This is a genomic window from Kitasatospora sp. NPDC034023, from assembly GCF_055575795.1.
This window is the reverse complement of sequence record NZ_JBVIRY010000048.1, coordinates 29057-48866: the sequence shown is the minus strand read 5'-3', so window position 1 is coordinate 48866 and position 19810 is coordinate 29057. Positions and strand designations below refer to the sequence as shown.

Here is a 19810-nt window from a genome sequence, read left to right as displayed (position 1 = left end):
GAGCAGGCCGCCGAGTTCGCGGAGCCGGCCGCCGAGGTGGACGAGGTGGTGGTGGACGGCGCCGCGGTCGACGTCGACCAGGCCCCGGCTGAGCGCCGGCCGACGTGGCGCGAGCGCCTGCACGGTGAGCTGACCGACGAGGAGTTGCAGACCGCCCACGTGTCAGCGCTGACGCAGGCCCAGCAGGCCGCCGCGGCCGCCGCCCAGGCCATTGGGTCCGCCGCCGAGAAGCAGAGCCGGGCCGAGGCCGGCACCGGCCCCGCCGCCGAGGCCGTGCAGGCCCAGGCCGAGGCACTGCAGCAGCGCGCGGAGGCCGTCCAGGCCCTGGCCGAGCTCACCCCGGAGTTCGACGCGACCGGGGCCCAGGCGATCGAGCTCCGTGCCCGGCTCGCCGAGGCCGAGGCCGGCGCGGGGTCGCGTTGGCGAGGCCCCCGGGAGCGGGCCGCCGCCGAGGCCGCGGCGCTTCGCTCGCAGTTGGAACAGGTCACCCGGCGGCTGGTCGAGCTGGACATCCAGCGCGAGCGGCTGGACCGCCTCGCCGGTCCGGCACCAGCCCGCGCCGGCGCAGTCCAGCAGTGGGAGACCACCGCCCAGGCCCTGCCGCAGATGCTCGCCCAGGCCCGCAGCAGCGATCTGCAGGACGCCGCCCTGGCCCAGGCGAACGTGCGCGCACTGCAGCAGCGCGCGGCCGAGGCCCAGGCCAGCGCCGAGACCCTGGCAGCCGAGCGGCAGATCAGGGCCGAGCAGCGGCCCGCCGACTCCCTCACCGAAGGGCTGCAGCGCACGGCCGCCCGCATCAGCGCGGCGGCCGGCGACGCCCGCCGCGAGCACGAGCAGGACGCGGCGTACGGGTACGAGTACACCGATCAGGAGTGGGACCGGTCCGCCGACGATGGCGGCCGCAGCAGGTAGCACGCCGACCAGGAGGGGCAGGCAGCACCATGGCGGAGGACCGATACGAGCAGTACCACGAGGTAGTGCGGCGGGTGTTCGGGCCGCGCGCCGATCTGGTGACCGGCGATCCGGCGTGGCCGGCCCTTGGGGCCACCCTCGCGCGCGTCGAGCGAGCCGGCCACGACCCGGTGACCGTGCTCGGACGCACGGCCGAGCAGACCCGGATCACCCCCGCCGTGCGCTCCGTCCCCGCGCTGCTGGCGTGGCGCATCAACCAGGAGTTGCCCGCCGACCCTACGGCGCCGCGGCCGCAGACGTTCGACCCCGAGAGCGTCCGGACCCCCGTGCGGCCCGAACCCCCACGGGAAGCCGCCGAAGACGGCATCCCGCCGTGGCGCGAGCGTCCGCACGGCACCGTCCCGGACGCCGAGCTGCAAAGCCGGCTCGCCGACGTGCGGTCGGCCGCGATCCAGGCCGGTCGCGACGCCAGCCGGGTGACCGAGCAGGCCACCACCGCGATGGAGGTAGCCCGCTCCCGCCGTGGACCGGTCGTCACCGCGCTTACCGAGCGGCACGCCGCACTGGGCGCCCGGGCCGCGGCGGTCGAGGAGCTACAGGCACTGGACCGCGAATACCGCGACGTGCGGCAGGTCGGAGGCCTCGGGGACCGCACTCCCGACCAGCTACAGGCCCAACTCGCCGACGTTGAGGCACGGTTGAAGGAACGGGCGGTTCTTGGACTGCTGCACGCCGTCCGGGGGCAGGAGCGGCGCGAGTTGGTGGCCGAGGCCGGCGCACTGCGCGACTACATCGACAACACCGCACCCCGCCTTGCCGAACTCGACTCCCGCCGGGCGGTGCTGGAGGCCGCCGCCGGCCCGGAGGCCACCAGGGCCGCGGCCTACTCCGAGTGGCTGGTGATGGACCGCACCCTGCCGCAGATGCTGGACACCGCCAGGGACAGCGACGTGGCGGCGGCCGAGCGGGAGCGCTACCGAGCCGAGCGGCTGGAAGAGCGGGCCGGCGCCCTGGCGGAGGAGTACGACCAGTTGGCCACCGAGGACGCGACCCGCGCGGCACTGCCGCGCGGCCGAGCCGAGCAGGAGGAGGCAGGCCGTACCAATCTCATCGAGGAGGTGGCCACCCTCGCGGTTGTGACCGTGGTGGCCAGCGCCGCCGCGGGGGCGGCGGCCGCGGCGGTCGCGGCGGAAGCCGCCGAAGTGGCCTACGACGTCACCACCGGCGCGGACGCTGCCGGCTCGGGACTCAGCATGTAGTACGGCCCTTGGCTCACATGCCCTTACACCTCCTGAGCACCACAGATAACGACGCGGCCCCGACTCGGACGAGTCGGGGCCGCGCCGTCTCCGGCGGGCGTCACCACCGCCGCCGGCCACCGCCCGCCAGTATCGGGACGAACGCGCGGACCGCGCAGACCACCATGAGGACCAGGACCAGGACGACGGCCAGCGCGAGCCAGCCGGCCGCCTTTGCGGTGAACAGCAGGACGCCCACGGCGGGGTGCCGCGCGGGCACCGGAGCGGGGAACGCAGGGATGTAGCCGGTCACGGATCTTCCCTTCGGTCAGCAGGTCGAGGCCGAGCTACCTATGCCATCGAGGCCCGGGTGGCTTCCAACTTGGCGATGGTGGGGACGTGCTCCGGGTTGCTCGGGTTGAGCCGCATCCAGGTGCTGCCGTCGCCGGCGGCGATCCACCAGGAGCCGCCGAACAGCACGGCGCCCACACCGGAGAGCTGCCGGGCCGCCCCCTCCCGGACCCTGGCCTGCATCTCCGAGGTGGGCAGCGAGTCCGGCAGGTACGCCGCCAGCGGGGAGGCGGCGGGAGCAGGCTCCGGGGCCGGGGCGGCGGCGGGCACGGTCGGAGCCGCCCCGGGACCCGCGGCCGCCGGAAGCCGTGGCGCCCGGGCCGGCGCCGGCATCTGGCCGGGCCCCGGCTTGGGACGCGGCTGGTAGTACGGCGCCGGGTGGTGCGCGGGGGCCGTCATCACCGGGTCAGTGCCGGACCACATCACGAACTGTTCGTCCGTGGACCACCGTTCGGGTTCGGTGTACGACGGCTGGTGGTGCTCGCGGTTCTCCAGGCACTCGACAGGAAATTTCACCCTGCCGGTGACCTTGACCAGGGCATCAGCCCACTCGATCAGCGCGAGCTCGCGCTGATTCTCGCCGGGCTCAACGAACACGCGCACCCACGCGACGTAGAGGCCGAGAAGTTCGTTCCGGCCGCCGCGGTGCCGGTACCAGCACCGGGGGATCTTCGTTTCGAGCTGCAGGTGGTCGTACTCCTCCACCACCCACTCCACCCAGGGCCGCATCCTCTCCAGCAGCTGCCGACGTTCGGCCGGCTCCATGGCGGAGAGCACCCACCGGCAGTCTTGGCGGCTGTCCAGCAGCTCCGCTGCCGCGACGGCGAGTTCCGTGGTCATCAGACGTTCTCCAGGGTCTTGGTCGAGGGGGCCGCCGTGGGGTTGGCGAGCGCGAGCAGATGCCGATCCGCTTCCGCGTTGCGCAGAAGGACCCGCATGGGCGGCAGGTTGTCGTACTGGACAAGGGCCCGGCCGCGTTCCAGTTCGCGGATCTGATACGGCGCGATCAGCGGAATTTCATGGTCGCTGACCGTCGATGATCCGCGGCCGTCAGAGCCGGTGGTGTGGGACGTTCGTTGCGTCACCGTTTCTCCGTACCCCTTGGAGAAATAATCCAGCGTCACATCATCGGCCAAGCCGGGCAGAACGATTCGCATTTTGCACTGTGAGACAATCGTGCGGGCATCATCCTGCCCGTACATGGAAATCAGCTGTGAGAAATCGTGGAAGATTGCCAGCAGCTGAACCCCCAGCGCGCGGCCGGTCGATGCGACCTTGGCCAACTCCGGAAAGCGGAACACATTTCCGGCTTCGTCCAGGCCGAGGAGGACCCGGCGGCGCAGAGGCTTGGGCGCCGCAGGGGTGCGGCGCCAGCGGAACAGCCAGTGACGCCCGCCGCCGTTGTCCTGCCAGTTGGCATTGATCCGCTCAAACTCGCGCTCCACCGCGTACATGAGGCTCGCCAGGAGCGCGGTGCAGACCGGCCCGAGGGCCTTCGACTCGGACGGAGGGGAGACGACGAAGATCGTCCCGGAGTCTCGCAGAATGTCCTCCACCGTGAAATCCGAAGCGGTGGCGGACTCGCGGATGATGGGGTTCAGATACGGGTCGATAATGAGGTTTGCCGTAAACAGAACCGACCCGATTCCGTCCGCGTGGAGGTTGCTCCACACGCCCGTGTACTGGCGCAGGAACGTCTGTGCGCCGTGCTTCTGGAGAATCTGCCGGACGTCACTTTCCGCGGCCTTGCCGCGCTGCACGAAATCCACCAGAGCGTCAATTCCGCGGCCGGACAGGTTGGCGGCCAGAAGCAGCGGCCCGACGAACTGCCTGGCCTGCATCATCCACGGCCGTGATGACGGGTCATCCATGCCGGCCGCCTCACACAGCCAGCGCGCCATCCGGGCCGCCGCCGCTTCATCGGTTGCGTAGGCCACCGGCGACCAGCGGCTAGTGCGGTACCCCGGCAGACCGGTGGGCGCGAAGACGTGGACCGGGCCGACCGCTTCGCGCGCCCGGAGCATGTAGAAGACGTCAGGCCCCTTGGCCGTCGAGATCAGCGCAGGCCCCTGCCACTCCAGGGCGTTGGGCACCACCAGCGATACGGTTTTGCCGGAGCCGTTCGGACCGAAGGCAATCGCACTCATGCAGTCGGCGCCGGCGAGCAGGCGGCGGGTGCGCTTGCTGAGCCCCGCCGTCAGCCGCCACAGCCGCCTTGCCGGATCGGCCGGGACGACCATGCGCCGTTCCTGGTCGCGCCGGGCCCACTGTGCACCGCGGGCGCGCCGCCGGCCACGGCGAGCCATCAGCACCGAGCCCGGCAGCACCAGGACGATGCCGAGAAGGATCACGGCGAGCACCCAGTACAGCCAGGCCGGGCCGAGCTCGCCGCCGCCGGCGCCTTCGGCCCAGGCCCCGGCCGCGTCCCCCTTGCTGATGAACAGGTGGCCGGCGAAGGGCAGTCCACGCCGCGCGGTGTCCCCGTGCCAGCCGTGCCCGGACAGCAGGGCCGTCAGGGCGGCGGCGAGCCACAGCGTCCAGGACACCGCCGCGGCGGCGACCCCCGCGCCGACGACGACGTACACCGGCTCACCGCCGCCACCGCCGGCCGCAGGCTGCTGTTGGTCGGAGAACATCAGGCGTACACCCCGTCCGAGGCCGGGCCGGTGGAGGCCGTGGTGGTCGAGGAGTCCGCCCAGGCGTCCGCGACCGGCGGAGTCGAGTCGTCGGCCACGGCGGTGCCGCCGTCCTTGGCAAGGTCCACCCCGGCGGCGGGCACGGCCTCGGGGTCGGTGTTGGTGAAGCCGGCTTCGATGGACGAGCGGACGTGCTGGACGACGAACGACCGGTCCGGCATCTTCCACAGAGCCTGTCCGCGCCGCAGGCCGGTCAGCCAGAGGGATTCGGCATCAGTGGCCCCGAAAAGCCTTTTGCAAAGCTCGATCTGGTCGGCTTTCTGACGGTAGAAGATAATCATTCCCGCGTCCGCCAGAAGGCTGGACGCCACGCGGTCGAGCTCGCTTCCGGCTCCACCCGCCGTCATAATGTCACCCGGCTTGTGGAATACCAGGCCGTTGGACACCTTGTACTGCCGGGCCAGCTTGAACATGGTCTGATACCAGCGCAGGGTGCCGTGATTCATATCGGCCCACGCTTCATCGCTGATATTGTAACGCGGCATCAGATGCTTTGTCATGGCGGACTGCAGCCAGGCAGATGCACAAATGCGAACGAGCGGCAGAGCATCGCGCCGCTCTGCGAAAACTGACGAAAGATTGACCACCAGGAATTTCGATTTCGGGTCAACATCCACCGTGGTCGGTCCGTCAAACATTCCGCGCAGGTCACCGTCCACCAGACGCTGAAACGCCATGATCAAGTCCGCGGTTTTTTCGCGCAATTCGGCAGCGCTCAGCGGCAGGCCCGACAGGGCGGACTGCGGCGGGTGCTGCATCGCTTCCACGACTTCCGGCAGAGTGGGCACCCGCGGCCGGTCGGCCGGCCGGGCCGCCAGCGTCTTGGTGCCGTCCGCGGACACCACCCGTTCGACGTGACCGCCGGTCAGGGTGGCGACCGCGATACGGCACAGCGTCCGCTCCGACTCGGTCAGGTCCCGCCGCAGGACGCCGGCCGCAAGGGACTGCAGCATGTTCAGCTGCCGTACCTGCGCGTCGGCGGGAGACTCATCCCCGCCGCCCATGTCAAAAGGATTCAACCTGTCAGTTCGGCCCGGGCCAATGAAAATCGGTTCATGCCCGAGGTAGCTCGCCACGTCGTTGTACTCGTTCTTGACGTCCGTTGCGAAAGTGCCCCGCCCGAATTCATAGGCCCTGGCAATTCGCGTTTTCACCTCGGTACTCTTGCCCGAACCGATTTCCCCGAAGGTGATCCAGTTAGGGTTAGTCAAAAGCCCTGCGCTGTACCATTCCCACGGGTCGAAGCAAAAGCTTCCGCCGCCCAGCACGTTGGCCCCCACGAGCGGCCCCAGGGGCCCCACCCCCGCATCGGCCTGCCACACATACAGGGACTGCAACAGGGTGGTGGCCTCCCGGTGAGGGGCGAGGCGGAGCTGACGAAGAGTCCGGCCGGACATCGGCCGGGCCAGGCCCTGCCCGAGCAGAGCCAGGCCCCGCCGCGGAGCGGACGACGGCGCGGCCGCCCCGCGGCGGGCCGCCCGCTTCTTGGGGGCGGGGGCGGGAGCGGCCACGGCCACGGTGGGCGTGTTGGTGGTGTCCTTGGCGCGTCGGAACATGCTGTGTCTCCCCGAAGTCGTGTCGGTGGTGGCTTGTCCGGTCGGATACGGCGCCGGCCCCACCCTGGTGGGGCCGGCACCGAAAGCGGCCGGAGGTCAGTCGGTGATCATCCCGAACCGCAGCCCGCGGGCAAACGGCAGAGTCGCCGGAAACGCCACGTCCTGTTCGCCGTAGAGGCGGCGGAGCTTGAGGGCGGCCGCGCGGGTCTCGACTTCCGCGCATGCCTGGTCGAGGAGTTCGGGAGTCGGTGCCGAAATCCGGATCAGGCCGAGAAAATTGTACAGGGCGTGACCATCAGCAATGGCCGTGTCCTGAGCGGCAATTGACTGAGTTTCCCGCACGTCCCGCGCCGAGGCGCGGAATCCCGTCTTTTCCTTCGTCTTCATGTTGGCGTCCTTGGCGGCATCGGACTTGGCGATTTCGTCCGCGGCCTTACGGGGGTTGAGCGGTTCCATGGTGATGGACAGGGTGCGCTCGCAGTTGGTCTGCAAGATCAGCTGTTCCAGGAATGTGCCGGGAACGGATTTCCGGGGCCATTCGGAAATCCAGTAGACGGCGTGATAGGTGTCGTCCGTCCGGTACTCCGCCCAGTGTTCGTCTGCCGCCATCGGCCCGGCCTCGGCCGGCGTGGCGCCGCCGGAGTCGTCCGTGACGGGGCCGCGGGCATCCAGCCCCCACCGGGCGCCCGGGTTGTAGGCGCACCGGATCAGCTTGCCGATGGCCCGCGCCGGCAGAGCCCCCTCCACCACCACGCCCGCAGCCGTCAACGCGTCCTCGATGCTCGCGCACCGCTGCAGCAGATACGCACATGCCCCGGTGTCGCCGCCGCCCAGGGTGCGGATCTGCCGCCGAGCGCGCCGCGGGTCCAGCATCACCGCGATGTAGTTTTCGTGGGTGCGGCTGGTCGGACGCGCTTCGTCAAGGAGCAGTTCGTAGTTCGCGGCGGTGGCCGCCGAGCCCTGCAGACCCTTGGCCGCCCATTCCCGGCTCAGCGCGTCGCCGCTGTCGGGCACGGTGGAGTTCAGCAGCTGCAGCCGCGTGACGCCGCCGGCGGCGTAGGCGATTGAGTCGAGCGTTTCACCCCACGCGGCCAGCCGGCCGTCCTGCTCCGCAGCCGTCAACAATTTGAAGGCCATGCCACGGGTCTGGATCACCACAACGTAGCGGTTCCGCCTGCTGTCCTTGATCACGCCGATGTTCCCGACCGCGGTAGGCGCCGTCAGCACCTGCATGCCCGCCAGGTCGCCCGGCAGCTCCATCTGTTCCACTCCCTCTTCGTGGGTCTGCGGGGCGAGCTGTGCGGCCGGCCCGCCCCTGAACTGGTGCCACCCAAGCGCGCGCCGAACGAGGAACAGGGCGACGATCGGCGCCCACTCGGCCGCGGTGCGGTCGGCGATCGGCACCCACACGGCGGCCACCGTGGCCAGGACCAGGGCGACGCCGAGCAGCGTGCCCCCGACGCCGTACGCCAGCAGACGCACCAGGACGAAGGCGGCCAAGAACAAGGCGATCAAGTTGCCCATGGTCAAACCGAGCACGATGCCGTCGGTCTGCCGCGGGCCGAAGACGTACATCTGGCGCTGCTGCTGCTGTTGCTGAGTCACTGCGGCCTCCCGGTGGTCGGGGTGCGGGGCGGGATCGTGTGCACGGCCGGCGCCGGGCGGACCGGCGCCGTCAGCGCGTACCGGCCCGGACCGGCTGCCTGGCGGGCCGCGGCGGTGGAGGCCACGGAGTTCGTACCGCCGCCCCTGGTGTTCGGCAGCGGTGTGGTTCCACCGCCGGTTCCGTTCGAGGGCAGCCCCGGCGTCCCTCCGCCGCCGCCGGTGCCGCCCGTGCCACCACCGGGTCCACCGGTTCGACCGCCGGTGCCGCCGCCGGTGCCGCCCGTGCCGGGCGGAAGCGCGGGCCGGTTGGGGCTGCCGGTGAGCTGACCGGGGATCACCCCGGAGCCCAGTGCAGGGGTGTCCCCACCCCCGCCTCCCGTAAGCGCGCCGGCCGGGCCGGGAGCGCCGCGGCCGGCCTGCAGCATCGGCCGGTTCGCCCCGGCCTGCAGGGCCGCGAGGCCCGCGCTGAAACTGGGGCCGCCGGCAGCGGCGGTCGCTGCCGCGGCCTGGCCCGCCGCAGACGGAGTGCGGGTCCTACCCCCGCCCGTGAACTTGCCCAGCCGTGAGGCGGCGCCGGTCAGCGCCATGACCCCGGCCGCCATGCCGGCGACGCCACCGAAACCGGCCTGGCGCATCCCGCCCGCGCCGTTCGACTGCGTGGCGCCGCCGATGACACCGATCATCTGCATGACGACGTACGGCGCAAAAGCAGCGACAATGTAGAGGCCGAGCGCAAGGATAAGCCCTGCAGCGGAGTTGACGCCCTTAAGGGAATTGCTCGCCAATTTCAGCACGATCACGACTACAATCTTGGCGAGCTCCACGACAATGAGTGTGTCGATCAGGCGTTGTTCCCACTGGCGGCTCTTCTTCCAGATGGACCCGGAAACCGCGAGCGGCCAGAACGCGATGCAAATGTCAATCGCCATCCGACGAATGATCATCTCGCACCAGACGACACCCAGGCAGACGATGATCACCAGGCCCATCAGGATGATGATGAACGAGGGCAGCAGGACCGCTGACGGGTCTTGCGAACGGCTTGCCGCCTGGTTGAGCAGGTGTGCAACAGCCTTGAGGGAGTCGGTGATACTGGCCCAGCCGTCGGTGCCGAGGGCCACGTCACAGGCGTAGTCCACGAAGGCGTTGAACATCATGACCACGGACCCGACGAGCCCGCAGGAAACGCCGGCGGTCAACACCTTGGTGAGAGTCCGGCCGACTTCGCCGCCGTCCCGCGTGAGCGCGGCGAGGATGGCCGAGCACAAAAGGGCAATGAGCGCGAACATGGCACCGATCGACCTTGTCGCTTCGAATGTCTCGGAGAACCAAGCCGCTTTGAGGTCCGGCGAACCCGACGTCTGGATTGAATCGCCGACGGCGCTGGAAATCCAGTTCACGCCGTCCACGATGGCGCCGGTAATGTCGTCAAGAACGCCTTGCTTGACTTTCTGCATCTCGCCGTCGGCGGCGAATCCGGCAGCTTTGCCCGCGCAGTCGATCGGGTGCATGGCCGCTTCGGCCAACGTGGTGCACAAATCCGGAGGCTTGGGGTCGGCGGACACGGGCACCGCGGCGACGGCCAGCATCACGGCCGTCACCGCCCCCGTGACGCCCGCCCGTCGCGTCCACCGGCTACGGGACGACATAACCCGGCACCGTCCCCTCTGTCAGCGTGCGCCGGAACGCCGAGCTCACGTCGTAGAGCGAGCTGCCGTCGACCGGCAGCCAGCCCGTGCTAGGCGCGTAGTAGTTGGTCGAGATCGGGCCCGACTGAGAGACCGCGGAGAAGTCGGTCAGCTTCCAGTCGCCGCCGGTCCACGCCAACTTCACGGTGGCGCGGCCGTAGCCGCCCGCGGCAGTGGCGGTGGAGGAGGCCACGTACGTGATGGCGTACACCTGCACCGTTGCGGTGTCTCCCGGTTCCCCGGGGCCGTCGAGCTGCAGGGAGATCGGCACGCTCGCCAGGCCGATCGGCGTTTTGGTGTTCTGGTCGGTCCTCAGCTGCTCGTAGGTGGCGCCCGAGGTCGAGCGGTCGAGCTGCTGCTGTAGGGCGGCCGCCGAGGCCGGCGCCGCGATGGCGGAGACGATCCCCGCCCGTCCCTCCGGGGTCAGCACCCTCGGCGAGCCGATGGCGGCCGCGTAGTTCGCGGCCGCGCTCAGGGCACCGGACCTGCTGTGCGGGTAGCCCACCGGGATACCGGATACGACCCGGGCCGGGCCGATGCCGGAGGCGGTGGTGGTGCCGGTGCCGTTCGGCGTCGAGGCCGGCGGCGCCGGAACCGGCGAGGTCTTCGCCGACTCCGGGGAAGTGGAGTGCCCGAGTACGACGCCGCCGCCGAACAGCGCGACGGCCAGCACGGTGCCCATGATCAGCCGGGCGCGTTTCTGGTCAAGTTCCATGTCTGGCCCCCTAGTTGGTCAGCTGATTGTGGCGCCGAGGTTGAACGCCCAGTTCACGAGCGAGCTGCCGCCGCCGACGACGATCGTTGCGGTGAGGGAGGCGAACATTCCGACCCGGCCCGCGGTCGTGGCGTGGTGGTTGCCGAAGTATTTGCCGAGCCCGAAGCAGATCGCCCCGAGCAGGAGGCCGGCGATCCCGGCGAGCAGGCCGTAGTACATGAGGGCGCCGATCAGCGACGTGAACGCCCCCGCTCCCGGCGCGTTCTTGTCCGGGGCGATGTTCGGCAAGATGTTGCCGCCGCTCGGGGCGGGCGTCGGGCCGGCCGCCAGGATCGCGGCGTGGTGGGCGAGGTCGAGCAGCTGTGACACGGTGGTTCTCCCCTACTTCTTTGTGTGGAGCGCGGCCACGGCGGCCGCGCCGAGTGTGAGGTAAGCCGTGCGGGTGGCGGGTTCCAGGGCCGTGGTGTCAATCGGCTGGCCGGCCGCTAGGTGCCGGTCCCACGGGATCGTCACGGCGCCGCCCGCCTCGGCCGCGAAGTGCGCGCGCAGGACTTCGGTGGGCACCCCGGGGTCACCTTCGCGAACGGCGGTGATGGCGACCAGCGCCCGCCGTGCGAGCCGGCCGTAGCCCTGGCGGCGCATCCACACCAGGGCGTCGACCGCCCGCGTGGCCGACTCCGCCGCGGTGGTAGTGGTGAGCACCACCAGGTCCGCGAGTGACAGGACGCCGGCCATCAGCGGGTCCGACAGACCGGCGGGGGTGTCGGTCACCACGATGCCGAAACTGCGCGGAATGAGGTGTTCGGCCAGCCAGCGGTACCCCTCCGCGCCGAGGACGTACTGAGCGTCCGGGCGGTGCTCGGAGGGGACCACCGCGAGCCCCGAGGGGCGACGGTAGGCCGGCGGGGGCGGCGAGTTGTGGGTGACGTAGGTCTGGTGGTTGGCCAGCAGCTCTATCACGCTGGCCTCCCGCCCGCCCGCGCGGGTGGCCAATCCGCCGTGCAGCGGTACGGCGTCGAGCGCCACCACCGGCTCGCGGTGCCGATCGGCGGCCAGGACGTCGCCCAGGCCCAGCGCCACGGTGGTCCGCCCGGTGCCGCCCTTGAGGGAGACGACCGCGATCCGTACGTGGGGCCCCGGCAGGTCGACCGCGAGCCGCTTGCGCAGAACGGTGTCCCGTACGCGGTCGGCGACGGTCGGCAGCGCCGGCCGAGCCGGTGCCGCGGCGACCGGTTCCGGGCGCCGACGACGCAGCAACCCCCGCCGACGAGGCCGGAGTTCCACGAGCGGTTCGGGCTCCACCACCGGGGCGGAGGCCTCGGCCGGCGGAGTCAGCACCGCCTCGGCCGGACCAGCGGCGGGCGCGGTCGGCGGTGCGGCCGCAACGTCCCGGGGCAGAACCCTGCCCAGGACCAGCGTCTGCGGCTCTTCTACAACGGCCTGTGCCGAAGCGGGGGGACCACTCGGCCCCGCCGTGACAGCCGACGCCCGGTGGCCCTCCGCCGCCAGGAGCTCGCCCACGGCAGGCCCCGCAGGCGAGGGTCCGGCGGCAGGCAAATCAGCCCCGATGGCCGGAAACCGCTTGTGATCACCGGCAGATGAATGTGATGGTTCCGGTACTGTGCGCCCTTTGCGCGCCGCGCGAGCCCCCTTGTGTGCCCTGCCCGGTTCGGCTTCCCCGGCGGCCCCAACTGCAAGCAGGCCCCGCAGGCTCACCGGTCGATCTCGGTCGATCTCATCGGCCTCGGTCACGCGTCACCCCCCAGTGCGCTAGATCCGTTCATCAGCATTCTAGCCTTTTTCTCGGTATCGAGGGCTGTTTTAGAGTAGCGTACTGACTACCCGCGGTGCATCCATGATCAACGGATTGTCGCGAATCGGGACACTCTCCCAAGGGCCGGAGAACCACGGAGGACAGAGTGGTGACGTTGCGTGCGGTACAAACGGGCGGTGGACACGGAAGACCTGACGCAGAGTCGCAGGGGCCGGCCCCGCCGGGGCGACTCCAAAGCGGACCGGCTGGACCCTGGGGGGCCGGTGCTGACCAGCGAAATGGCAGCCGATCGGCTCGCGCTCAACCCCCGCACGGTGACGAAGAGAGCCCGCTCCGGCGATCTGCCGGGTGTCAAGTTGGGCGGCGACTGGCGGTTCAGCACCGCCGCGCTGGACGCAGCGGTGCAGGGCCTGCCGTGGCACGATCTCCCGTTCCGGGACGACGTGTTGACGACCAAGGAGGTCTGCGCGCTTTTGGGCATGGGGCCCGACAAGGTGGGCAAGCTCGCCCGCCGCGGCGAGTTGCCGCACTGGGGCGAGACCCGGTGCCGCCGCTTCTCGCGCGCCGCGATCCTGCGCACGCTGTGCGGCACGGGCAGCGTGCCGGACCACGATGCACCATCCCCTGTCAGGGAGGACAGCGAATCATGAGGGTCCGACACCACTCCGTCGCCCTGGTCGTCGCCGTTGCCGCGCTGGCCGGCTGCAGCACGCAGCAGAAGACGGACAGCCCAGCCTCGCCAGCGAAGGTGGCGGCGGACCAGGCCGCCCCGAGCGGGCCCGGCGTGGCGACGACCGCGCCGATTGCCGCGAGTTCGACCGCCGCCGGCCAGCCCGGAGTCCCCGCCGGAGCGGCGACCACCGCGAGCTCGCCGACGACCGCCAGTTCGCCGAGCCCCGTCCCGGCGGGCCCTCCCCCGGCCGACCAGCCGGCCCCTGGGGCGCCGGCCGCCGCCGGTAGCGGGGACGGCGGTTCGCCGGTCGACGTTGCCTCCCGGTTCACGGTCGCGTTCTACTCCTACGACTGGCAGGCCCCGACGACGCTCGACCCCGTGGAGCGGGTCCGCCCGCTCGCTACGGAGGCCTATTTGGTGGGGCTCCGACCTACACAGACCACGTTCGCGCTCCGCATGACCACAGCTCAGGAGACGTCGACGGCCACCGTCCGCACCGCGGCCGTGGACGCCGACGCCCCGCCCGCCAGCGACACCGACGCATTCGTAACGGTGTCGTGGGCCCAGCACCTGACGGACCACGGCACACCGACGGACAACCGCCAGTCGTGGAGCCTCCACCTCCTACGGGTGGCCGGTGCGTGGCGGGTGGACGCGGTGTTGGCGAAGGGCTGACCACACCACATAGAAGGGGGAGGAGGCACTTGAAGAGGCGAGGTTTCGTCATGGCGGCCGCCGGCGTGGTGGCACTGCCCGTGATCCTGATCATCGGCGGAAGCGGCCACGCAGAGAGCGGTAAGTACTGCTCAGTGGCCGTTACCTCCAGTGACCAGAGCGGCGGCGCACCCGCTGGACCCCTTACCGCGGCCGCGGCCGGCGTCCAGCTCGACGCCGAGCAGACCGCCAACGCCGCCACCATCGCGAAGGTGACGAAGGAGAAGGGACTGCCGACCCGGGCGGCCGCCATCGCGTTGATGACCGCGATGCAGGAGAGCAGTCTGCGACGGCTGCCGCCCAGCCCCGGCCACGATGCGGCCGGGCTGTTCCAGCAGCGCTCCGTGGTCGGGTGGGGGTCACCGGAGCAGGTGATGGACCCCATTTACAGCACCACGGCATTTTTGTACGGCGTGCCTGACCAGCACATTCCAGGCCTGACGTGGGTTCAGGGATGGGAGCGGATGGACATGGCGGATGCCGCCGAGACCGTCCAGGTCAGTGGGGTGGGATACCAGTACAAGAAGTGGGAGAGGTTCGGCACGACCCTGGCCGAGGCACTGAGCGGAGGCGACACCAACCAGGCGGTGAAGTGCTCCGACGACACCCCGCCGGCGCTCGCCGGGCCCGCGGTGAACAACGTCATCAACCGGGCCATGTCTCAGTTGGGCGTCCCGTACGTGTGGGGCGGTGGCACGCCGTCCGGGCCAGGGACAGGGTTCTGCGACAACAACGGCTGGTTGAACGGGGCATGTTTCGCGGGCACCCACGCGGGATTTGACTGCAGCTCATTGGTGCAGTATGCGTGGTGGCCGTACGTCCACCTTCCCAGGGTGACGACCGACCAGTACGAGGCCGGGCAGCACGTCCCGACGGCCGCCGCGATGCCCGGTGACCTTGTGTTCTGGCAGAACGGGCCGCAAGGCATCTATCACGTGGCGCTGGTGCTGGAGAACGACGCCGGAAAGCTCAAGATTGCGGAGGCGCCAAGGACAGGGCTCAACGTTCGGGTGCGCGACCTCTCGTTGACCGAGTCCTACCTGATGAGCACTGCCGTACGGCTCGCTGTCCCGGACACAGCAGGAGGCGGCGCGGCCGGCACACCGGCTAAAGCGCCGTAGCAGGAACGGCGAAGGCGGGCCCGGAGGCTTGAGCTCTCCGGGCCCGCCTTCGCCGTTCCTGCGTCAGGCCCGTGCGGCCGCCCAGTAGTCCACGAAGAACACCGGCACGCCGGGGTCCGGCGCGTTCAACGAGGCCAGCCGCTCCGTCCACTCGTCGCCGGCCCCCGCCGCCGCGGCCGCCCTGGCGACCTCCCGGCGGGGAACCCGCAACCAGTCCGTCAGCCGGCGTGGGCCCGCAGTCCCGGGCAGCAGCCCGCGCAGGCTCACCGGCCGCATGCCGTCGTCCACGTCAGCGGCCATCAGCCGAGTACCCCCAATCGCGACGGAGCACGCGGTGGCCGGCCGAGCGCCGCAGGGCCAGCACCCCGCGGAGCACGAGCGCGAGCGGCCACACGGCCAGCAGCACCGTCCAGAGCACGACGGCCACCGCGATCTCGCGCCCAAGCGGAGCGCGCGACCGGTCCGCCTGCAGATCCACCACAGCGTCGGCCGGCGAGGTCCAGCCCCACCCGAGGTAGGCCAGGACGCCGAGCGCCAGATAGACGAGCACCACGACCGCGCTCACTCGCCCGGCCGGACGACGAGCACGCCCACGACGCTGGCCACCGCCAGCAGGTCGTCAACCGGGGGCCGCGGCGCCGACACCGGCGCCACCGCCCCGCGCGTACTGGCCCAGCGGCCGACTGCGATCCGCACCGGTCCGCTGCTGCGGCACGGCTTCACCACCAGCTCACGGTCACCCGCGGGCATCTCTACTACGCTGACCACAAGATCCTCCCAACAGGGATCCGAGCCCCCGTCACCGTGACCGCAGTGAACAGGGGCACCCAATGAGGGGCCGGGCCGTAGGAAGCCCGGCCCCTCTCTTGCGCTCACGATAACACCTCTGTTTCAGGAAACAGAGGTGTTATCGCCAATGTGTCCTGAGGGTGTGTCGGATCGGCCAGACACGGCACCTCTGCAAGATCCGCGCGATACTGTGTCTCTGCCACCGACGGCACCTGTGTCAGCGGTGGGAGAGATGCAAGACACGGCACATGTGCCAGAGCTGCCACCTGACGAACAGGTGGCACAGGTGCCGGATCAAGCACAGGTGACAGAGACGGCAGCTATGCCGGATGCGTCACAGGTGCCGGAGGTGGCACAGTCGTTGGAGCCGGCACCTGTGCCGGAGGCGGAGCATGTGCCAGAAGTGGTACGTGCGGCAGCCGCGGCAGATGTGCCATAGCTGCCACCTGCGCGTTCGTCGGCACCTCCAACAGCAACAACAGAGGTGGCAGCGCCGGAACCGGCGACAGAACTAGAGGAGGTGACACAGGTGGCAGAGCCGATCGAACCTACGGCAGTACTCAAGGGCACACCGTTGCCCCAGCAGGGCACAGCGGTGTCCGAGACGTTCGTCAGGACCCCGATCGAGCCGGGAGTGGTCGTCCACACCCGGATCGTGGCCGTCTGCAACCAGAAGGGTGGCGTCGGGAAGACCACGACCACCATTCAACTTGGGGCGACCCTGGCACAGCACGGCCGGCGCGTGCTTGTCGTGGACGCGGACCCGCAGAAGTCGGCGAGCTCCGCGTGGGCCCGTCAGGCGGTGGCGCGCGGGTTCGACCTCCCGTTTGACTACGTGTACGAGGTGGACCCCAAGAAGCTGCAGAAGCTCCGCGGTCTCGGGTACCACGATGTGCTGATCGACACCCCGGGATCGTTGGAGAACGAGGAACTGCAGCAGTGGATCATCAAGAAACTCGCTGACGAGTTCATCATTCCGTTGGAGGCGGCTTACCTCTCACAGGACCCGACTCTGCTGTTCATGAACAACTACATCCTGCCCACGGGGAAGCCGTCGCGGCTGCTGTTCTCCCGCACCAACCCGCGCAGCGCAAAGGTGGCCGGCAGCGAGGATCTGCGGGACGTCCACGACATGAAGCAGTGGGCCGACAAGCGAGGGTTCCCCTACTTCCGAACCTTCGTCCGGACGTACGAATGCCACCAGGACGCGCCAGCCCAGGGGCTGACGGTGACCCAGTTCACCCGCAAGAACTCCGGCGTCAGCTTCGCGCTTGCCCGGGCTGACATTACGGGCGTTGCGATGGAGTACCTGGTGGCCGCATCGAGCAGGACGGGGGCCTGAGCGTGGGACGCGTGAGCCTTAGCGAGACCGACGACCCGGACCCGCAGGACGAGCCGGAGCCCAGCAGCCGAACCAACCCCCCGGCGCCGGTTGCCGCGGCCGCCGCGGTGAAGGCCGAGCCGGTGCCCCGCGGACAGGTCGCCGGCAAGGAGAAGCTGCAGCCGTACATCACCACGGAGGTGGCCGAGGCCGCCCGCAACGCGGTGGTGGCCACGACCCCGTACGAGGGCGGCTACCAGAGCCTAAGCGACCTGATCGAGGACGCCCTCAGGGAGAAACTGATGAGGCTGCAGAGGAAGTTCAACAACGGCGAGCCGTTCCCCGAGCGGCCCAAACGGAAGATCCGCACGGGTCGGCCGCCGGGCCGGTAGATAACACCTCTGCCAGAGGTGGCGTTCCTGGCACACCTTGTGCCGGTGTCACCTCTGACACAGACAACAGTTCCGGCGCAACCGACACAGGATGTGCCTGTGCCACCTCTGGCACAGCCGGAGAATCCGGCACCCCTAGAGACACGCGCGGCCCCGGACAAGGCTTGGTAGGCGAGAGTCCGGGGCCGGGCCGACACGGGAGAGACCCCCATGTACAGGTACAACGGTAAGGCCCAGGCGGGCACGGTGCCGACCACACCGGCCGACGTGGCCGGAACCCGCGCCGCCGAGAGCGGAGCCGGGCGATGAACAACCCGATCGTCCACAACGTCCTGTTGGTCGTGGTGGCCCTGGCGTGCCTCGGCCTGGCCGCGGCCCTCGGCATCCGGGTGGCCCGGTACGTGTTGGAGCAGTGGCGGGCGATGCGGCCCGCCGGGGCCGACACCGTGGCAGCCGGCAAGGCCCGGGTCAACGCCCGCGGCAAGATCGTTAATCTTGCCTTCCTGTTCGCCTTCGCCGCCGTCCCGGCGTCGCTGTCGTACGCCCACCTGATCGGCTATGCGCAAACCGCGCTCGGCCTGCACGGGGGCATGGAGTACCTGGTGCCCCTGGCCTTGGACGAGGCCGCGATGTACCTAATGATGTTGTCGTTTCAGGACGTTGACCGTCAGGAGTCCGCAGCCGGAAACCGGCTGCTGGTGTGGGTGTTCGCCCTGGCCTCGGCATGGTTCAACTGGATTCAGGCCCCCCGCGGTCCCGAGCACGTGGGCGCCCCTCAGTTCTTCGCCGGCGTCTCCATTGCCGCAGGTGTCCTGTTCGAACGCGGACTGGTCAGTGTGCGCCGTGCCGCCAACAAGGCCAGCGGGCACACCCGGCGGCCGCTGCCCAAGGTCGGCGTACTGCGGTGGCTCAGCGCCCCGGTGGAGACCGCCGCCATGATGCGCATGGCCATCGAGGAGCCGACCATCACCACCGAGGCCGAGGCCCTGGCTGCCGTCCGCACCCGCCGGGCGATCCGCCGCCAGGAGCGCGCGGCCAAGCGCACCGCGAAGGCCACCGCGAAGTCCAGCACACCGGCCGGTTGGTGGCAGGTCCGCCGCGTGGTCGTCACCACCGCCGAGCCAACCCTGACCGTGGACGGGCACACCCCCGTGCCCGCTACCGCCGTCGCGGCCGTCCTGGCCCCCTACGTACAGGCCAAAATGGCAGACCGCCAGCGCAACACGACCGGGCCTCAGCTCGCCCTCGGGCACGTGCTGCACACGGCGGCACACCAGGAGGCGCGTACCGCCGAGACCGTGGAGGCCGAGCTGACCGCGCTGGAGAAGCGGGCCGAACTGGTCGAGGCACAGGCCGACGAGGCCGAGGACGCGGTGGTGGACCGGTTCATGGCACAGCTCGCGGGCCCCATCCCGGCGCCGCGGGCCCAGACAGAGCCCGTCGAGCCAGCCACCGTCGCACACGAGACGGACACCGAGGCACACGAGGTGCCGGTGGTTGCCGAGGAGGAGGCCGCCGAGTGCATCGAGACCACCGACGAGGACGAAGTGGACGAGGAGCCGGCACCGCCGGTCCGCAAGGCCGCCGCTGCCCAGCGCGGTGACACGACGGGCCCCCGGGTTACTGCCCGCGTGCCGGAGGTGCACGGAGACGACGCGGGCGGGCACGACACGGTGAGCGAGATTGCCGCGCGTGCCACGAAGCGGAAGCAGTTTGCGGAGCTGTTCGCCGAGTTCATCCGTCCCGGCGACACTCGGTCGAACAACGCGATCGTGACTCAGCTCAACGTGGTGATGAGCGACCGGTACGGCTACACCTACGACCGTTCTCCCGCGGGCAAGCTGGTGAAGGTGCTCCGGACGGAACTCGACAGCGCTACGGGCCAGCAGGGGCCTGACGAGGACACCGACCCGCAGCAGCGCGGGGCCTGACAACGAGGTTCGCCCGGGGCACACACGCGTGGGCCCCGGGCCTCACCCGAAGGGGAGAGATGACCGAGAACGACAGCACCGTGGACCTGTTGCCAGCCGCCCGTACCGCCCACACGCCGGTTCCCGTCCCGCCAGCACGCGCGGCACAGCTCAGCGAGCGACTGACCAGCGCGGAGGCGCGCGTGCATCGTGCCCGACAGGTGGACTACGTGCTGAGGGTGGCCGGTGAGCGAGTCGCGGAACTCCACCAGCAACTCGCCGACGAGAGAGCCGCGGCGGCGGAGGCGCACAGCGAGGCCGGGCGGGCACGCCAGCAGCTCGCCGACGTCCAGGC

The 19810-nt window shown here is 70.4% G+C and carries 20 protein-coding genes and 1 pseudogene; 9 read left to right on the top strand and 12 right to left on the bottom strand.

Features of this window, described 5'->3' with window-relative positions:
- Nucleotides 1-912 (top strand): annotated as a pseudogene (locus ACZ52R_RS38860) (hypothetical protein); the annotation flags it as partial.
- 29 nt (nt 913-941) lie between these two features.
- Entirely contained in the window at nt 942-2171 is a 1230-nt protein-coding gene (locus ACZ52R_RS38855) for a hypothetical protein (protein ID WP_465755115.1), read from the top strand.
- A gap of 100 nt (nt 2172-2271) precedes the next feature.
- Here the strand turns inward: ACZ52R_RS38855 and ACZ52R_RS38850 are convergent, their stop codons facing one another.
- From ACZ52R_RS38850 to ACZ52R_RS38810, 9 genes are all read right to left on the bottom strand, one after another.
- Nucleotides 2272-2463: a hypothetical protein gene (locus tag ACZ52R_RS38850; RefSeq protein WP_465755114.1), complete on the bottom strand. Its 192-nt coding sequence runs from the start codon at nt 2461-2463 to the stop codon at nt 2272-2274.
- 38 nt (nt 2464-2501) lie between these two features.
- Entirely contained in the window at nt 2502-3341 is an 840-nt protein-coding gene (locus tag ACZ52R_RS38845) for a hypothetical protein (RefSeq protein WP_465755113.1), read from the bottom strand.
- On the bottom strand, nt 3341-5137 hold the full coding sequence (locus ACZ52R_RS38840; RefSeq protein WP_465755112.1) for a type IV secretory system conjugative DNA transfer family protein: 1797 nt from the start codon (nt 5135-5137) through the stop codon (nt 3341-3343). Before ACZ52R_RS38840 ends, ACZ52R_RS38845 begins: the two co-directional genes overlap by 1 nt.
- On the bottom strand, nt 5137-6753 hold the full coding sequence (locus tag ACZ52R_RS38835; RefSeq protein WP_465755111.1) for a hypothetical protein: 1617 nt from the start codon (nt 6751-6753) through the stop codon (nt 5137-5139). Before ACZ52R_RS38835 ends, ACZ52R_RS38840 begins: the two co-directional genes overlap by 1 nt.
- A 96-nt stretch (nt 6754-6849) precedes the next feature.
- The gene (locus ACZ52R_RS38830) at nt 6850-8358 is read right to left on the bottom strand and encodes an SCO6880 family protein (RefSeq protein WP_465755110.1); all 1509 of its coding nucleotides are present in this window, start codon (nt 8356-8358) and stop codon (nt 6850-6852) included.
- On the bottom strand, nt 8355-9950 hold the full coding sequence (locus ACZ52R_RS38825; protein ID WP_465755109.1) for a hypothetical protein: 1596 nt from the start codon (nt 9948-9950) through the stop codon (nt 8355-8357). Before ACZ52R_RS38825 ends, ACZ52R_RS38830 begins: the two co-directional genes overlap by 4 nt.
- 43 nt (nt 9951-9993) lie before the next feature.
- Complete coding sequence (locus ACZ52R_RS38820) at nt 9994-10761, bottom strand: DUF8175 domain-containg protein (protein ID WP_465755108.1); 768 nt, start codon at nt 10759-10761, stop codon at nt 9994-9996.
- Nucleotides 10762-10779: 18 nt separating this feature from the next.
- Complete coding sequence (locus ACZ52R_RS38815; protein WP_465755107.1) at nt 10780-11130, bottom strand: DUF6112 family protein; 351 nt, start codon at nt 11128-11130, stop codon at nt 10780-10782.
- A gap of 12 nt (nt 11131-11142) precedes the next feature.
- Entirely contained in the window at nt 11143-12099 is a 957-nt protein-coding gene (locus tag ACZ52R_RS38810) for a MinD/ParA family ATP-binding protein (protein ID WP_465755106.1), read from the bottom strand.
- A gap of 612 nt (nt 12100-12711) precedes the next feature.
- On the opposite strand from ACZ52R_RS38810, the gene ACZ52R_RS38805 reads away from it, so the two are divergent.
- From ACZ52R_RS38805 to ACZ52R_RS38795, 3 genes are read left to right on the top strand one after another with little or no spacing between them, the layout of a single operon-like run.
- Nucleotides 12712-13185, top strand: coding sequence for a helix-turn-helix domain-containing protein (locus ACZ52R_RS38805; protein ID WP_465755105.1), 474 nt, complete (start codon nt 12712-12714; stop codon nt 13183-13185).
- Nucleotides 13182-13883 carry a hypothetical protein gene (locus tag ACZ52R_RS38800; RefSeq protein ID WP_465755104.1) on the top strand — a complete coding sequence of 234 codons (702 nt, stop codon included), beginning with the start codon at nt 13182-13184 and terminating at the stop codon, nt 13881-13883. The genes ACZ52R_RS38805 and ACZ52R_RS38800 overlap by 4 nt, the downstream gene beginning before the upstream one ends.
- A gap of 50 nt (nt 13884-13933) precedes the next feature.
- The gene (locus ACZ52R_RS38795) at nt 13934-15043 is read left to right on the top strand and encodes a C40 family peptidase (protein WP_465755103.1); all 1110 of its coding nucleotides are present in this window, start codon (nt 13934-13936) and stop codon (nt 15041-15043) included.
- Nucleotides 15044-15106: 63 nt separating this feature from the next.
- Here ACZ52R_RS38795 and ACZ52R_RS38790 read toward each other — a convergent pair whose 3' ends face one another.
- Genes ACZ52R_RS38790 through ACZ52R_RS38780 form a run of 3 tightly spaced genes read right to left on the bottom strand, consistent with a single transcriptional unit; the run spans nt 15107 to nt 15793 of the window.
- Nucleotides 15107-15343, bottom strand: coding sequence for a hypothetical protein (locus ACZ52R_RS38790; protein WP_465755102.1), 237 nt, complete (start codon nt 15341-15343; stop codon nt 15107-15109).
- Complete coding sequence (locus ACZ52R_RS38785) at nt 15333-15596, bottom strand: hypothetical protein (RefSeq protein WP_465755101.1); 264 nt, start codon at nt 15594-15596, stop codon at nt 15333-15335. The genes ACZ52R_RS38790 and ACZ52R_RS38785 overlap by 11 nt, the downstream gene beginning before the upstream one ends.
- A gap of 8 nt (nt 15597-15604) precedes the next feature.
- A complete protein-coding gene (locus ACZ52R_RS38780) occupies nt 15605-15793 on the bottom strand; it encodes a hypothetical protein (protein ID WP_465755100.1) in 189 nt (62 codons plus the stop codon).
- A 568-nt stretch (nt 15794-16361) separates the two neighbouring features.
- Between ACZ52R_RS38780 and ACZ52R_RS38775 the strand changes: the two genes are divergently transcribed.
- The 4 genes from ACZ52R_RS38775 to ACZ52R_RS38760 all read left to right on the top strand — a co-directional run.
- The gene (locus tag ACZ52R_RS38775; protein WP_465755099.1) at nt 16362-17174 is read left to right on the top strand and encodes a ParA family protein; all 813 of its coding nucleotides are present in this window, start codon (nt 16362-16364) and stop codon (nt 17172-17174) included.
- 11 nt (nt 17175-17185) lie between these two features.
- A complete protein-coding gene (locus tag ACZ52R_RS38770; RefSeq protein ID WP_465755098.1) occupies nt 17186-17545 on the top strand; it encodes a hypothetical protein in 360 nt (119 codons plus the stop codon).
- 305 nt (nt 17546-17850) lie between these two features.
- Entirely contained in the window at nt 17851-19476 is a 1626-nt protein-coding gene (locus tag ACZ52R_RS38765) for a DUF2637 domain-containing protein (protein ID WP_465755097.1), read from the top strand.
- A 59-nt stretch (nt 19477-19535) separates the two neighbouring features.
- On the top strand, nt 19536-19810 hold a 275-nt coding region (locus tag ACZ52R_RS38760), incomplete at its 3' end, for a hypothetical protein (RefSeq protein WP_465755096.1).